General features: G+C 66.6%; 8 protein-coding genes and 1 pseudogene. 5 read left to right on the top strand and 4 right to left on the bottom strand.

The genetic code is table 11. From position 1 onward, the window contains the following. Position 1: 1 nt before the first annotated feature. Both PTT45_RS06215 and rep read right to left on the bottom strand, forming a co-directional pair. Complete coding sequence (locus PTT45_RS06215) at positions 2-574, bottom strand: xanthine phosphoribosyltransferase (protein WP_273812273.1); 573 nt, start codon at positions 572-574, stop codon at positions 2-4. 100 nt (positions 575-674) lie between these two features. Beyond that, positions 675-2684, bottom strand: a complete 2010-nt coding sequence (gene rep, locus PTT45_RS06210; protein WP_273812137.1) for a DNA helicase Rep — start codon at positions 2682-2684, stop codon at positions 675-677. A 297-nt stretch (positions 2685-2981) separates the two neighbouring features. Between rep and PTT45_RS06205 the strand changes: the two genes are divergently transcribed. After that, positions 2982-4655: a putative bifunctional diguanylate cyclase/phosphodiesterase gene (locus tag PTT45_RS06205; protein ID WP_273812135.1), complete on the top strand. Its 1674-nt coding sequence runs from the start codon at positions 2982-2984 to the stop codon at positions 4653-4655. A 1-nt stretch (position 4656) separates the two neighbouring features. Here the strand turns inward: PTT45_RS06205 and PTT45_RS06200 are convergent, their stop codons facing one another. Continuing rightward, positions 4657-6039, bottom strand: a complete 1383-nt coding sequence (locus tag PTT45_RS06200) for a NorM family multidrug efflux MATE transporter (protein WP_273812134.1) — start codon at positions 6037-6039, stop codon at positions 4657-4659. A 142-nt stretch (positions 6040-6181) separates the two neighbouring features. On the opposite strand from PTT45_RS06200, the gene PTT45_RS06195 reads away from it, so the two are divergent. The 4 genes and pseudogenes from PTT45_RS06195 (at position 6182) to PTT45_RS22300 (ending at position 10452) form a co-directional block, all read left to right on the top strand. Further along, positions 6182-7105, top strand: coding sequence for a LysR substrate-binding domain-containing protein (locus PTT45_RS06195; protein WP_273812272.1), 924 nt, complete (start codon positions 6182-6184; stop codon positions 7103-7105). A 355-nt stretch (positions 7106-7460) separates the two neighbouring features. Further along, positions 7461-8264: a gamma-glutamyl-gamma-aminobutyrate hydrolase family protein gene (locus PTT45_RS06190; RefSeq protein WP_273812133.1), complete on the top strand. Its 804-nt coding sequence runs from the start codon at positions 7461-7463 to the stop codon at positions 8262-8264. Positions 8265-8475: 211 nt separating this feature from the next. Then, positions 8476-9594: pseudogene (locus PTT45_RS22305) on the top strand (Cache 3/Cache 2 fusion domain-containing protein); the annotation flags it as partial. Next, positions 9592-10452, top strand: a complete 861-nt coding sequence (locus PTT45_RS22300) for a methyl-accepting chemotaxis protein (protein ID WP_443218154.1) — start codon at positions 9592-9594, stop codon at positions 10450-10452. The pseudogene PTT45_RS22305 and the gene PTT45_RS22300, both read left to right, overlap by 3 nt. A gap of 46 nt (positions 10453-10498) precedes the next feature. Here PTT45_RS22300 and PTT45_RS06180 read toward each other — a convergent pair whose 3' ends face one another. Beyond that, positions 10499-12475, bottom strand: coding sequence for a BCCT family transporter (locus tag PTT45_RS06180; protein ID WP_273812131.1), 1977 nt, complete (start codon positions 12473-12475; stop codon positions 10499-10501). Between the last annotated feature and the right edge of the window lie 28 nt (positions 12476-12503).

Here is a 12503-nt window from a genome sequence, read left to right as displayed (position 1 = left end):
CTCAGTCGAGGAAGCGCACCTGGCCGTCGGCCAGCGAGGCCACGCGGGCCAGCGAATCGACCCGGTAGCCTTCGCTCTCGAGCAGGGCGCGGCCGTCCTGGAAGGACTTCTCGATGACGATGCCGAGCCCGGCGATGCTCGCGCCGGCCTGCTGGATCAGGTCGATCAGCGCCTTGGCGGCGTGGCCGTTGGCGAGGAAGTCGTCGATCACCAGCACGTGGTCGGCCGGCGTCAGGTGGCGCGCGGAGATGGCGATGGTGCTCTCGGTCTGCTTGGTGAAGGAGAACACCTTGGAGATCAGCAGCTCGTTCTTCAGCGTCAGCGACTGGAACTTGCGCGCGAAGATCACCGGCACGCCCAGCTCCAGGCCGGCCATGACCGCCGGGGCGATGCCGGAGGCCTCGATGGTGACGATCTTGGTCACGCCCTGGTCGCGGTAGCGTTCGGCGAATTCGTGGCCGATCAGCTTCATCAGCGCCGGGTCGATCTGGTGGTTGAGGAAGGCGTCGACCTTCAGCACCTGCTCCGACAGCACGACACCCATTTCACGGATTTTCTCTTTCAGCGCTTCCACGCCCATTGCCCTCTTGTTCATTGGCAGATCAGGATTTTTCATTGTCAGGCTGGGCCTGGCAGTCAGGTCGCCACTGCGCGCCGCTGAAAATAGCCAGCGGCTATTTTTTCAGCATTGCCCGCATGTTGGCCAGGGCGTCATTGCCGCGTGCGCTCTTCACTTCCGCGGGAGCATCTTCCTGGCCTTCCCAGACCAGGTCTTCAGGTGGCAGCTCGTCGAGGAAACGGCTCGGCGAACAGTCGATGATCTCGCCGTACTGCTTGCGCTTGGCGGCGAAGGTCAGCGCCAGGTTGCGTTTGGCGCGGGTGATGCCGACGTAGGCCAGGCGGCGTTCTTCCTCGATGGTGTCGGCCTCGATGCTGGAGCGGTGCGGGAGGATCTCCTCCTCGAAGCCGATGATGTACACCGAGGGGAATTCCAGGCCCTTGGAAGCGTGCATGGTCATCATCTGCACGCCCTCGGCGCCGTCTTCCTCTTCCTGCTGGCGCTCCAGCATGTCGCGCAGGACCAGCTTGCCGATGGCGTCCTCGATGGTCATGTCGCCGTCCTCGTCCTTGTCGAGGGTGTTCTTCAGCGCCTCGACGAGGAACCAGACGTTGCCCATGCGCGCCTCGGCGACCTTGTCGCTGGAGGCGTTCTGGCGCAGCCAGTTCTCGTAATCGATATCCATGATCATGCTGCGAATGGCGCCGATCGGGTCGTTACCTGCGCAGAGCTCGCGGATCTTGTCCATGTAGCGCTTGAACCGCGAGAGGCGCTCGGTATAGCGGCTGTCGAGCTGCTCGCCGAGGCCCAGTTCGTCGCTGGCGGCGTACATCGACACGCCACGCTCGCTGGCGTAGTTGCCGAGCTTCTCCAGGGTGGTGGAGCCGATCTCGCGGCGCGGCACGTTGATCACGCGCAGGTAGGCGTTGTCGTCGTCCGGATTGACCAGCAGGCGGAAGTAGCTCATCAGGTCCTTCACCTCCTGGCGGGCGAAGAAACTGGTGCCACCGCTCAGTCGATAGGGAATCTGGTGGTGCTGCAACTTCAGCTCCATCAGCTTGGCCTGGTAGTTGCCGCGGTAGAGGATCGCGAAGTCGCTGTACGGTCGCTCGGTGCGCAGGTGCTCGGTGAGGATCTCCAGCGCCACGCGCTCGCACTCGGCGTCCTCGTTGCGCGTGCGGATCACACGGATCTCGTCGCCCATGCCCATCTCCGACCACAGCTGCTTCTCGAAGGCGTGCGGGTTGTTGGCGATGAGGATGTTGGCGCATTTGAGGATGCGGCTGGTGGAGCGGTAGTTTTGCTCCAGCATCACCACCTTCAGCGACGGGTAGTCTTCCTTGAGCAGGTTGAGGTTCTCCGGCCGCGCGCCGCGCCAGGCATAGATCGACTGGTCGTCATCGCCGACCACGGTGATCTGGTTGCGCATGCCCACCAGCAGCTTCACCAGCAGGTACTGGCTGGAGTTGGTGTCCTGGTACTCGTCCACCAGCAGGTAGCGGATGCGGTTCTGCCACTTCTCCAGGATGTCCTTGTTCTCCTGGAACAGCTTCACCGGCAGCAGGATCAGGTCGTTGAAGTCCACCGCGTTGTACGCCTTGAGCGTGCGCTGGTAGTGCAGGTAGACGACGGCGGCGGTCTGCTCCTTGGGCCCGCGCGCATTGGCCAGGGCCTCGTCGGGCAGGATCAGGTCGTTCTTCCAGCTGTCGATGTAGTTCTTGACCTCATCGGCACCGTCATCGCCGGCGTATTCCTTCTGCATGATGTCGGTCAGCAGGGCCTTGATATCGCCGTCGTCGAAGATCGAGAAACCCGGCTTGTAGCCCAGCGCCGCGTATTCCTTGCGGATGATGTTCATGCCCAGGTTGTGGAAGGTCGACACGGTCAGGCCGCGCGCCTCGGCGCCCTTGAGCAGCGTGCCGACACGCTCCTTCATCTCGCGCGCGGCCTTGTTGGTGAAGGTCATGGCGACGATGTGGCGAGCCTGGATGCCGCAGTTCTGCACCAGGTGGGCGATCTTGCGGGTGATCACGCTGGTCTTGCCGGAGCCGGCGCCGGCGAGCACCAATAGAGGGCCGCCGACATAGTTCACGGCTTCCTGCTGCCGAGGATTGAGTCGGGACATGGGAAGAAATCGGGTCAGAAAAAACGAGGCGGCATTCTAGCAGCCGACGAAGCTCGGCGGGGCGCATGCAGACTGCCGCTCGGCGGGGCTGGTTCCCGATAAAAAGCATCAGGAATGTGTGCTAAGTCACTATTTTTAAACATACTGGACACAGTGCGACACCCTGTACGGTTGTCGCTGCTATGTCTTTCCCGCAGGATGCGCAGATATCTGCACAAGGACTGGCAGACAAGAACACCGCAGAACGGTGCACAACAGACGGAGCCAACCCGTCGCCCTTGACCCTGGGGAGGTCATTTGTCCGCGCACGCCGAACCCATGCGCCTGGTCCTGCTGGCCGACGAGCCGGAGTGGGCCGTTTTGCTGCGCGCGCGCCTGGCGGCCATGGGCAGCGCCGTGCCGCTGATCACCGCTCCCTCCTGGCAGGCCGCCAGCAGCCTGTTCGACGATGGCGGCAGCGGACTGTTGCTGGCCACCCCCGCCTACCAGCCCGTGCCCGGCTGCTGCCCGCTACCCACCGTTCTGTTGCTCGAGGAAGAGCCCGCCGAAGCGCCCGCCGATGTCTACGACTGGCTGGTGCGCGACAACCTCAGTGTCGACCTGCTGCGCCGCTGCCTGCGTTACGCCGGCGAGCGCGCCCGGTTGCAGAACACCCTGCAGCGCCTGGCCGAGCAGGACCCGCTGACTGGCATCGCCAACCGCCAGGGCTTCCAGACCCTGCTGGCGGCGCGCCTGGCCGAGCATCAGGGCCGTGGCCTGGTCCTCGGCCACCTCGATCTGGACAACTTCAAGCACGTCAACGATTCGCTCGGCTACCAGGGCGGCGACCGCCTGATCCTGCAGGTGGTCGGGCGGCTCAAGGCCCAGTTGGAGCCCGGCGACGACCTGGCGCGGCTGGGCAGCGACGAATTCGCCCTGCTCATCGACAACCGCCGCGACCCGCAACGTGCCGAGCGCCTGGCCGAGCGCATCACCGAGGCGCTGTCCGAGCCCTACTGGGTCGATGGCGAGAGCCTGCTGCTCGGCTGCAGCCTGGGCCTGGCCCACGCCCGCGCCGGCGAGAGCGCCGACCCGCTGCTATGGCATGCGCACATCGCCATGCAGCAGGCCAAGGCGGCCCAGGGCTGCACCCATCATCTGTACGACGAGCGCATCCACCGTGGCGCGCGCAGCATGGCTGACCTGGAGAGCGAGCTGCGCCGGGCGCTGCGCCGCGACGAGCTGGAGCTGCACTACCAGCCGCGCCTGTGCCTGGCCAGCGGACGTATCGTCGGCCTGGAAGCGCTGGTGCGCTGGCGCCATCCCGAGCGCGGCCTGCTCGGCCCGGACGAGTTCGTGCCGCTGGCCGAGGAGAGCGGGCTGATCGTGCCGCTGGGCTACTGGGTCATCTCGCGTGCCCTGCGCGACATGCAGTGGCTGCGCGGGCGCGGTCTTCCGGCGCTGCACATGGCGGTCAACCTGTCGTTCCGCCAGTTCCAGGACAGCCAGTTGCTGGCCACCCTCGGCCGGCTGATCGAGGAGCGCGGGGTCGACGCCCAGTGGCTGGAGTTCGAACTGACCGAGACCGCCGTGATGCGCCGCAGCGAGCAGGTGCAGCAGACCATGCAGGCCCTCGGCCGGCTCGGCGTGCGCTTCTCGCTGGACGACTTCGGTACCGGCTTCTCCTCCTTCGTGCACCTCAACAACCTGCCGATCACCCTGCTGAAGATCGACAAGAGCTTCGTCGCCGGCATGGGCGCGCGCGCGGAGAACCGCCAGCTGGTGCGGGCGATGATCAACCTGGCGCACAACCTGCATCTGGAAGTGGTCGCCGAGGGCGTGGAGAACGCCGAGCAGCTGGCCCTGCTGCGCCAGTTCGGCTGCGACCAGGTGCAGGGCTACCTGATCAGCAAGCCGTTGCCGCTGACCGACCTGGCGCGCTTCCTGGTGTTCGGCATACGCCAGCCGCTGCTCGCCGGCGTGCCCTGCTGAGTCAGCCCGGGCAGGCCTCGGCCGCACCCGGCTGCAGGGGCAACGGGCGCGCGGTCTTCCATTCGAAACCCAGGGTCAGGCCGATGGCCGCACAGGCCAGGCCGCCGGCCAGCCCCCACCACACGCCATGCGCACCCCAGCCGAGCGGGAAGGCCAGGGTCCAGGCCAGCGGGATGCCCACCAGCCAGTAGCAGCCGAGGCCGACCAGCAGGGTGGTCTTGCCGTCGCCCAGACCGCGAATGGTGCCCATGGCGATGCTCTGGATACCGTCGAACAGCTCGAACAGCGCGGCCACCGCCAGCAGGCTCACGGCCAGGCCGATCACCTCGTTGAAGGCCGGATCGCTGCGATCGACGAACAGCCCCACCACCTGCTCCGGTGCCAGCCAGAACAGCAGGGCGAAGAACAGCATGCAGCAGGCGCCGCTGGCGATGCCCAGCCGGCCGGCGTGGCGCATCTCGGCCAGGCGCCCGGCGCCATAGTGCTGGCCGACGCGGAAGGTCACGGCGTAGGACAGGCCCTGGGGAAGGATGAAGGCCAGCGTCACCGCCTGGATGGCGATCTGGTGCGCCGCCAGCTGCACGCTGCCGAGGGCGCCCATGCACAGCGCGGCGAAGGTGAACATGCCCTGCTCGGCGGCGTAGGTGCCGCCGATCGGTAGGCCCAGGCGCAGCAACGCATGCATCTCCACCTTGCGTGGGCGCAGCAGGCCGCGCAGTAGTGCGTACTGGCGATAGACCGGCGAACGCAGGATGTACAACGCCAGGGCCAGCGCCATGCCGGTGCTGACCAGCGCGGTGGTCATGCCGATGCCGCCCAGGCCGAGGTTGAGGCCCAGCCAGCCCTCGATCAGCGCGTAGTTGATGACGAAGTTGGCCAGAGCGCCGACGATGCCGATGGTCATCACCGGGCCGGGATGGCCGATGGCGCTGGTGAAGCCGCGCAAGGCCATGAAGCACAGGTAGCCGGGCAGGGCCAGGGCCAGGGCGCCGAGGAAGTCCATGGCATGCACCGCGGTGTCCGGCTGCTGGCCCAGGTACGGCAGCAGCGGGCCGAGGGAGCGCAGGCAGAGCGCCGCACCGATACCCAGCAGCAGCGCCAGCCACAGGCCACTCTGCAGCAGGCGCGTGGCCCCGCCGGCATCACCGGCGCCGTGGCGGATGGCGACCAGGCTGCCCACCGCAGCCATCATGCCCACGCAGAACAGCGACAGCATGTAGTAGCAGGTGGCGCCCAGGGCGCCGCCGGCCAGCTGCTCCGGGCCGAGCTTGGCCATCATGATGGTGTCGGTGAATACCATCAGCACGTGGGCCAGTTGCGCGGTGATCAGCGGGCCGGCGAGGCGAAAGAGGGCGCCCAGCTCGGCGCGGGTGTTGTGCGGCATGATGAGTACGGCTCAGAGAGAAGTGCCGCCGAGTGGCCCTCGGCTGGCAGGAGAGTGCCGCTTATTCTCGGGATCGGTTACGCCACGCACAAAAGGAAAAATGCGATGCTTGGCATGACTAATACTCATGGAAAGCATCGCCATGGCGCGTCGCCTGCCCCCCCTGTATGCCCTGCGTGCCTTCGAGGCTGCCGCCCGGCACGCCTCCTTCACCCGCGCCGCCGAAGAGCTGGCCATCACTCAGAGCGCGGTGAGCCGGCATATACGTACGCTGGAGGAGCACTTCGGCTGCAGCCTGTTCGAGCGAGCCGGGCGCCATCTGCGCCTGAGCGAGAGCGCGCGCCTGCTGCTGCCCGGCGTGCGCGATGGTTTCGATGCGCTGGAGCGGGCCTGCACCGCGCTAAGCGCCGACGACACCACGCTGCGCCTGAAGGCGCCGTCGACCCTGACCATGCGCTGGCTGTTGGCGCGCTTGTCGCGTTTTCGCCTGCATAACCCGGACATCGAGGTGCAGCTGACCAGCGCCTGGATGGATGTGGACAAGGTCGACTTCCATCAGGAGCCGTTCGACTGCGCCGTGCTGCTGGCCGGCAGTGCCAGCTTCCCGACCGAGTGGGAGAGTGCCGAGCTGTTCGCCGAGTGGCTGATCCCGGTGTGCGCGCCGCAGGCGGTGGACGAACCCTGGGACCTGCCGCGGCTGCAGGCCGTCGAGCTGCTGCACCCGACGCCGGACCGTCGCGACTGGCGGCGCTGGTTGCAGGCCATGGGGCTGGAGGAGCAGGTGCCGCTGCGCGGCGGCCAGGTGTTCGACACCCTGGAACTGGGCATAGTCGCCGCCGAGCGCGGCTACGGGGTATCGATCGGCGACCTGGTGATGATTGCCGAGGACGCTGAGCAGGGGCGCCTCGGTCTGCCCTGGCCCAGCGCCGTGGCCAGTGGCGACAGCTATTACCTGGTGTGGCCGAAGGGCCGTCGCGGCGAAGAGCGCCTGCGCCGCCTGCGTGACTTCCTGCTGGCCGAGGTGGCGCAGATGCACCTGCCGGCAGTGACGCGCATCGGTAGCTGAGGCATTCAGGATTTTGTACATGCGGCGTAAAAAATAATGGACTTCCTGAGTGGCTGATTAGCCGTCGCTCGTCTGCATGCGCCGTTATGCGGCCCTTGCGGCGTCTGGCTTTGCTCTGATTTTCAAACGCCATGCGCTTGAATTGTTTGACATATTTTACGGCTCAGGCAGACTGTGTTGGCGGTTCGTCTGTCCAAAGCGGCCGTCGCGGGAGGCTCGTTACCTTCCATCCCCATGCCTCCAGGCGAGGCCAGCTACGCCGCCGACAGACGGAAACCGTGCCAAACAGGTAGTGCGTCGATCTCCCGACCCACCTGCACAGCAACGGCAGACCCGATCTGCCCCAAGGTGACGTATGTCCAACAACAACAGTACAAAGAACCCTTCTGCCAAGCGTAAGCCCGTCGTGCTGATGTCCATGGGGACTCAGGAGCGCAAGGGCCACGACTATCAGGTGATGACCCACAAATACATTACGCCGCTGGTGGAGATCGCCGGCTGCGTACCCGTGCTGGTGCCCACCTGCTGCGGTACCGATGACCTCGAGCAGTACCTCGACATGGCCGATGGCGTGTACCTGACCGGTGCCGGCTCGAACATCGACCCGACCCTCTACGGCCAGGAGAACCTGACCCCCGAGAAGGGCCAGGACCGCGACCGCGACCTGTTCGACCTGCCGCTGATCAAGGCGGCCATCGCCCGTGGCCTGCCGATCTTCGGCATCTGCCGTGGCATGCAGGAAATCAACGTGGCGCTGGGCGGCGACATGTACCAGAAGCTCTACGCCGAGCCGGGCTTCAACGATCACCGCGAGAATTCGGACGACCCGGTCGCCGTGCAGTACGGTGAGGCGCACAAGGTGCGCATCGAGTCCGGTAGCTGGCTGGCCAAGGTGCTGGGTAGCGAGGAGATCGGCGTCAACTCGCTGCATGGCCAGGGCCTGAAGACCCTGGGCAAGGGCCTGGAGCCGCTGGCGCGCGCCGAGGACGGCCTGGTCGAGGCCATTCATGCGCCGAGCATTTCGCCGTTCCTGTTCGCCGTGCAGTGGCACCCGGAATGGCAGGCCGCGCTGAACCCCGATTCGGTGAAAATCTTCGAGGCCTTCGGCGAAGCCTGCCGCCAGCGCCAGGCCGGCGTGCCGCTGAACCTGGCCAGCTGAGACACAACCCATGGCCGAAACACGAGGGTGTTTCGGCCATGGGTTGACCGAAAAGTCTCGCTGGTACGTTGTCTGATGACTTTTGATGGCGCAATGCCTTCAAATTCATAATCCATACTCTTCCGATCAGGTATTCTCGCCGCCCCCCAAGGGCTGGCGGTGATCCCGCGCCTTTGCGTGCATCCAAATACCGTCCGGAGAGACACAGAAAATGTCCCAGCCCAGGTCCCGCATCGCCTGGCAACTCGCCGTTGCCCTCGCGATACTCCTGATCCTGCTCATCAGCGGCAGTACCCTGTTCGCCTTGCGCTCCCTTGATCAGGCCAGCCTGACCACCCGCGAAGAGCACCTGGCCAGCGAGGCCCGCCTGCTCGCCGACCAGCTCACCACCTTCCACGGCACCCTGCGCGAGAGCACCAGCCGCCTGGCCGGCCTGTTCGAGCAGCGCTTCGCCAGCGGCCTGTCGGTGCATGCCGAGGAGCGCGTGCCGGTCGCCGGGCTCAACCCGCCGGCGCTGTACCTCAACGGTCAGGCGCTGAACAACGACTTCACCCTGGTCGATGAATTCCGCCACCTCACCGCCGGCGTGGCCACGGTGTTCGTCCGCGACGGCGCCGACTTCGTGCGCATCACCACCTCGCTGACCAAGCAGGACGGCAACCGCGCCATCGGCACCGTGCTCGACCACGCCAACCCGGCGTACCAGCGTCTGCTGGCTGGGCAGAGCTACGTCGGCCGCGCCCTGCTGTTCGACCGCTTCTACATGACCCAGTACACCCCGGTGCGCGACGCCAGCGGCCAGGTGAATGCCGTGCTGTTCGTCGGCTTCGACTACACCGACGCGCAGAACGCCCAGTTCGCTGACCTCGGCCGCTTCCGCATCGGCCGCAGCGGCTCGCTGGCGCTGCTCGACGAGCAGGGCAAGTGGCTGGTGCCGCCGGCCGGCGTGCAGCGCCCCGAGTCGGTCGGTGACCGTCTGCAGGGCCTGCTGAGCAAGCCAGGCGAAGGGCATTTCTGGAACGATGGCGCGCAGGACTTCTTCAGCGTCGCCGCGCCGTTTGCCGATGGCCCCTGGCAGGTGCTGGCGAACATGCCCAAGGAGGAAATCCGCGAAGTGACCTGGAGCGTCGGTGGCCAGCTGGCCCTCGGCAGCGTGACTGCCATGGTGCTGGCGGTGGCGGCGGTGATCGTGCTGCTGCGTCGGCGCTTGCGCCCGCTGGGCGAGCTGGTCGACCAGGCCCAGGCTCTCGGTGCCGGTGACCTGCGCGCACGCTCGCAAGCCAGCAGCGCCGACGAGATCGGCGAGCTGGCGCGTGGCTTCAACCAGATGGGCGAGGCGCTGGCGACCATGGTCGAGCACATCCGCAGCGCCGCGCAGCAGGTCGGCAGCCGTTCGCAGGTGCTCAGCGGCCTGTCCAGCGGTGCCTACGAGGGCATCGACCAGCAGTCCGGCGAGATCAGCAGCATGGCCGGCGCGGTGGAGGAGTTCAGCGCCACCGCCCAGGACATCGCCGACAACATGCGCAACACCGAGCGCCTGGCCAGCGACAACGCCCAGCAGACGCGCATCGGCCGCGCCTCGATGGACGAGGCCTCGGCGGCGCTGCAGCAGATTTCCGCGTCCCTCGACGCCACTGCCACGGTGGTCAACACCCTCGGCCAGCGCTCGCAGGAGATCGGCGGCATCGTCGGCGTGATCACCGGCATCGCCGACCAGACCAACCTGCTGGCGCTCAACGCCGCCATCGAGGCGGCACGCGCCGGCGAGATGGGGCGTGGCTTCGCCGTGGTGGCGGACGAGGTGCGCAACCTGGCGGCGCGTACCCGCGAGGCGACCACCGAGATCTCGGCCATGATCGGCAGCATCCAGGAGGAGACGGCCAGCGCCATCCGCACCATGGAGCAGGGCCAGGCGCTGATGCAGGAAGGCCTGGCGCGCAACGCCAAGGTGGCCGCGGCGCTGGCGCAGATCGCCGAGCAGACCAACGAGGCCGGCGAGCAGTTTGCCGCTATCACCACCGCTACCCAGGAGCAGAGCAGCACCGCCACGCTGCTCAGCAGCAACCTGCAGAGCATCGCTCTGGCCAACAGCGAGCAGCGCGAGGTGGTGGCCAACCTGGCCGAGACCGCGCGCGAGATGGATCGCCTGGCCGGGGAGCTGCAGCGCGAGGTGAGCCGCTTCCAGTGATCCTGAGTGGCATGAAAAAGCCCGGCTAGTGCCGGGCTTTTTCGTTTCAGCGCACCACGTGCAGGTAATGCATGTGTTTCTCGTACTGGTCGAGGATGTCGCCGATCAGGTCGTCGCGGCTCCAGCCCATCACGTCGTAATCCTGGCCGCCTTCCTTGAGGTGCACCTCGGCGCGGAAGTACTTGCGCTCGTCGCGGCTGTCCTCCTGGCTGCCGACCAGGGCGAAGCTCGGCATCACGTAGGCTCGCGGGCGGATCAGGTAGATGAACTCGGGCGACTCGGGCGCGCCGAGTACCAGGCTGACGCGGCCATCCTCGCCGTCTTCGACCTGGGTCGCACAACCCTGTTTGCGCAGTTCCTCGGCCACCCCCTCCAGCGCCGGCCGCGCTACCTCGGCGAGGAAGCGCACCACGTGGGCGCGGCGCGGGAACATCATCAGGTTGCGCACCCGGCGCTGCCAGCCGCCGGCATGCCGTGGCGCCGGCCGCAAGGTGTTCAGCGCCTGGTAGCGGATGCCGCGCTTGGTGGCGTCCAGCCTGAGCGCCTTGAACAGCCCCCAGATCGCGCACATCAGGGCCAGGGTGAAGGGCAGGGCGCTGACGATGGTGGCGGTCTGCAGGGCCTTGAGGCCGTCGGCCAGCAGCAGGGCGATGGCCACCAGGCCCATCGAGCTGGACCAGAAGATACGCTGCCAGATTGGCGTATCGCTGGCGCCGCCGGAGGCGAGCATGTCCACCACCATGGCACCGGAATCGGCCGAGGTGACGAAGAACACCACCACCATGACGATGGCTAGCAGCGACAGGGCCGAGGCGAAGGGGAAGTGTTCGAGGAAGGCGAACAATGCCAGCGCCGAATCGGCATCCACCGCCGTGGCCAGGCCCTGGATCTTGTCGATCATGATCATGTGGATGGCGGTATCGCCGAACACGGTCATCCACAGCAGGGTGAAGGCGGTCGGCACCAGCATTACCCCGGTGACGAACTCGCGCACCGTACGCCCGCGCGAGATGCGCGCGATGAACAGGCCGACGAAGGGCGACCAGGCCAGCCACCAGCCCCAGTAGAACAGGGTCCAGCCGCCGATCCAGTCGTTCGGCTGGTAGGCGTAGAGGTTGAAGGTCTTGTTCACCAGGTCGGAGAGGTAGCCGCCGGTGTTCTGCACGAAGGTCTGCAGGATGAACACGGTCGGCCCCAGCACCAGGACCATCAGCAACAGCAGCACCGCCAGGCCCAGGTTGAGCTCGGACAGGCGCCGGATGCCGACGTCCAGGCCGCTGACCACCGAGGCGGTGGCCAGCGCGGTAGTGCCGACGATCAGGACGATCTGCACCGGCACGCTGATCGGCACGCCGAACAGGTGGTTGAGGCCGGTGTTGATCTGGGTGACGCCGACGCCCAGCGAGGTGGCGACGCCGAGCACGGTGCCGAGGATGGCGAAGATATCCACGGCATGGCCGATAGGGCCGTGCACGCGCTCACCGATCAGCGGATACAGCGCCGAGCGCAGGGTCAGCGGCAGGCCGTGGCGGAAGCTGAAGTAGGCGAGGATCAGCGCGACGATGGCGTAGATCGCCCAGGCATGCAGGCCCCAGTGGAAGAAGGTGATCTTCATCGCCTCGCGCGCGGCGTCGACGGTGCCGCCGACGCCCACCGGCGGGTTGATGAAGTGCATCACCGGCTCGGCGACGCCGAAGAACATCAGGCCGATGCCCATGCCGGCAGAGAACAGCATGGCGAACCAGGTGGTGCGGCTGTAATCGGGCTCGCTGTGGTCGGGGCCGAGCTTGAGGTCGCCGTAGCGACTGACGGCGAGGAAGACCACCGCGATGAGGATCAGCGCGACGGAGAGGACATAGACCCAGCTGAGGTTGGTGGTGATCCAGACCTGCAGGTGGTTGAACAGGGCCTGGGTCTGCGCCTGCAGCAGTACGCTGAACAGGACCAGGGCGATGAGAAGGGCGGCGGAACCGAAGAACACCGGCGGGTTGATGGTGGAGCGAGAAGACGTATTTGCCTCCATTGAGCTAGCTCTCCTTGTGATCGGATGG

It is taken from the genome of Pseudomonas sp. Gutcm_11s, from assembly GCF_028649395.1.
Lineage (GTDB): Bacteria > Pseudomonadota > Gammaproteobacteria > Pseudomonadales > Pseudomonadaceae > Aquipseudomonas.
This window is presented reverse-complemented; position numbering and strand designations above follow the sequence as displayed.

Coding starts and splice junctions, on each gene's coding strand:
- rep (WP_273812137.1), bottom strand. CDS start 2,684: ATGTCCCGACTCAATCCTCGGCAGCAGGAAGCCGTGAACTATGTCGGC.
- PTT45_RS06200 (WP_273812134.1), bottom strand. CDS start 6,039: ATGCCGCACAACACCCGCGCCGAGCTGGGCGCCCTCTTTCGCCTCGCC.
- PTT45_RS06195 (WP_273812272.1), top strand. CDS start 6,182: ATGGCGCGTCGCCTGCCCCCCCTGTATGCCCTGCGTGCCTTCGAGGCT.
- PTT45_RS06190 (WP_273812133.1), top strand. CDS start 7,461: ATGTCCAACAACAACAGTACAAAGAACCCTTCTGCCAAGCGTAAGCCC.
- PTT45_RS22300 (WP_443218154.1), top strand. CDS start 9,592: ATGGGCGAGGCGCTGGCGACCATGGTCGAGCACATCCGCAGCGCCGCG.
- PTT45_RS06180 (WP_273812131.1), bottom strand. CDS start 12,475: ATGGAGGCAAATACGTCTTCTCGCTCCACCATCAACCCGCCGGTGTTC.